The following is a 2592-nucleotide window of genomic DNA, read 5'->3' as shown; positions in this document are numbered from 1 at the left end:
AATCAGCCAACTCGACCAGCCGCACTGACCACGGGCACATCGCCCTGGGTGCGGACGTGGTGGCCGTCAGCCCCTCCTCGGCGCGACCGCGGCCTGAGTCAGGCATATTCCGAGGCGGAACAGGAAGGTCGACGCGACCACAATGCCCGACGATCACGGTTACCAGGCGGCCCGGAAGTGCCCGGAACCGCCAGCCCGCCACGCGGAAGGGACCAAGGACCGTGTGGAGCGGATCGAGGCCCGGCACCTGCGGCTGCCCTGACCGGAGGCGGCGGGCTGGAGGGGACCGTCCGTGACCTGACAGCGTGGGAAAGCCCGTGCTGCTCGTTCATCCAGCCGGGACTTGCTTTGGAGCACGTCATGTTCGTGGTCTCCTTGGTGACCGCCGCTGCCTGAGGGCCACCCACGAACTGCGGAACCCGGACCTCTCGCCGCCGATGAAAGCCGCAGGAGCGGATCGCCGCGATCGACGATCAAGTGTTGTTCAAGGTGAAGATCCAGCACTGATGCTCACCGTCAGCCAGCGCTATCCGTCCACGTTCGTAGACATCGTGAATTGCCTACGAACGTAGGCAGTCTGTATTGTCTACGAACGAAGGCAAGCTGGGCCGCCTACGAGTGTGGACAGGATGCCGCTATGGCCAACATCACCAACGCCCGTCAGCTCGGAGCGGAGGTACGCGAGGCCCGTAAGAAGCGGGGCCTGTCACAAGAAGACCTCGCTGCCCAGGCAGGAGTCTCCCGCGCCTGGCTGACCCGCTTCGAGACCGGCCATCCGACGGCGAGCGTCGAGCCCCTCTTCCGGGTGCTCGGCGCCCTGGACCTGAGCCTGGACCTGGCCGAACGCACGGTCACCGACGCGGAGGCCGCGGTGCTCGCGGCCCTCGCCGCACGGGCGAAGCGCTGATGGCCGCACGCAGCCTGCTGGTCGTCCTCTACGGCGTCGTGGTCGGCCGGGTCGCGCAGCGCAGCGCCGCCGCCGAGCCCGAGTTCACCTACGAACCGGCCTACCTCGCGGCCAGACCCGGCACTCCCCTGGGCGTGCGGATGCCGCTGAGCGGGACGACCTACCGGGGTAAGAGTGTCCGTGCCTTCCTCGAGGGTGTGCTGCCTGAAGACCCCCGGACCCGGCAGCGCTGGGGGGCCGCGCTGGGCGTCGAGCCCGATGACACCTTGGTGATCCTCTCCCGGATGGGCTGGGACTGTCCCGGTGCGGTGCAGTTCTGCGAGCCCGACGTGCTCGACGAGATGTTCTCCCGCGCCCAGGAACTGCGGCCCGTCAGCGACCAGGACATCGCGGAGCGGCTCAACGCACTGCGCACCGGGGACGCGGCCTCCTGGAGCCTGCCCGACGAGCACTGGTCGCTGCCCGGTCAGCAGTCGAAGTTCGCGCTCGTGAAGCTGCCCACCGGCTGGCACGAGGCGCACGGTTCCGCGGCGACAACCCACATCATCAAGCCCGGTATCGGGCGCCTTCACCACCAGTCCCTCGTCGAGCACGCCACGATGCGCGCGGCCAGCGCGCTCGGTCTCGACGTCGCCCACACCGAGTTCACCCGTTTCGGCGATGGCGACGGCGAGCCGGCGATCGTCATCGAGCGCTACGACCGCGTCATCCTCGACGACGGTGGCGTCCTACGCCTCCATCAGGAGGACTTCTGCTCCGCCAGCGGACGGCTCCCATCGAAGAAGTACGAAGCGCACGGCGGGCCCGGACTCGCGGATCTCGCCCGGATCGTCGAGCAGAACTCACGCGGCCAAGCCACCGCCGGCTTGGCCGCACTTGGAGACTTCGCCGCCATCAACTACGTCACCGGCGCGCCCGACGGCCACTCGAAAAACGTCTCCCTACTGCTGCTTCCCAACGAGATCAAGGTCGGCCCGCTCTACGACCTCGCCACCAGCCTGCCCTACGACGGCGACCCGGGCCTGCGCGAGGTCGCCATCGGGATTGGCGGCCGGCGGAAGTTCGGACAGGTGCTCGGCAGGCACTGGGACCGCGCGGCGGCTGTCCTCGGTATCCCTGCCGAGCAGTACCGCAAGACCGCCAGGGACATGGCTGAACGCTTCCCGGACGCGTTCTCCGACGCGCTCACGGAGGTCGGCACGCCCGAGGCCGAGGGGGTACGGACACGCTCGATCGACCGCATTGCCCGGCATACCCGTCAGATGGTGGAACGCCTCGACGATCCGCCGGAACGCTGACGTGGCCCTGTGGGCGGCTGCGTACGCGGAAAACGTTTTGCACCTTTTCGAGTCGGCGCAGCCCCTCGCTGGATGTTTAATTTGTCTTGGTTACTGCTTATGTTCCATCGGGGTCTCGCCAGGTGGGGGTGGTCCCGCCCGTGATGCGTTTGGCCATATTGTCGATCATAGCGATATGGATCATTGCTGCGAGGCTGGGCGATCTTCTTGGCGGCGTCGGTGCCCTGGCTGGTAGGGGGCGTCGCTAGAGGTCTTGACGCTCTGGGTGTCCAGGATGCAGGCGGTCGGCTCGGGATCGCGGCCGTCGGCGGCGCGGGCCAGGCCGGTCAGCTCATAACCGAGCCGGGAGAAGATGCCCTCGCCGTGCCTGGCGGCGTAACAGAAGTA

General features: G+C 67.9%; 2 protein-coding genes and 1 pseudogene. 2 read left to right on the top strand and 1 reads right to left on the bottom strand.

The window, feature by feature from the left end:
- The first annotated feature begins 637 nt into the window (after positions 1–637).
- Together AC5LSR_RS24115 and AC5LSR_RS24110 are read left to right on the top strand one after the other, a co-directional pair.
- The gene (locus AC5LSR_RS24115) at positions 638–907 is read left to right on the top strand and encodes a helix-turn-helix domain-containing protein (protein ID WP_250287572.1); all 270 of its coding nucleotides are present in this window, start codon (positions 638–640) and stop codon (positions 905–907) included.
- The gene (locus tag AC5LSR_RS24110; protein WP_250287569.1) at positions 907–2205 is read left to right on the top strand and encodes a type II toxin-antitoxin system HipA family toxin; all 1299 of its coding nucleotides are present in this window, start codon (positions 907–909) and stop codon (positions 2203–2205) included. Before AC5LSR_RS24115 ends, AC5LSR_RS24110 begins: the two co-directional genes overlap by 1 nt.
- A gap of 200 nt (positions 2206–2405) precedes the next feature.
- On the opposite strand, the pseudogene AC5LSR_RS24105 reads toward AC5LSR_RS24110, so the two are convergent.
- A pseudogene (locus tag AC5LSR_RS24105) lies at positions 2406–2592 on the bottom strand (IS5/IS1182 family transposase); the annotation flags it as partial.

Source organism: Protofrankia sp. CiP1_Cm_nod4 (genome assembly GCF_982290645.1).
Note: the sequence above shows the minus strand (reverse complement) of the source record. Positions and strands in the feature narration are given on the sequence as shown.

Coding starts and splice junctions, on each gene's coding strand:
- AC5LSR_RS24110 (WP_250287569.1), top strand. CDS start 907: ATGGCCGCACGCAGCCTGCTGGTCGTCCTCTACGGCGTCGTGGTCGGC.
- AC5LSR_RS24115 (WP_250287572.1), top strand. CDS start 638: ATGGCCAACATCACCAACGCCCGTCAGCTCGGAGCGGAGGTACGCGAG.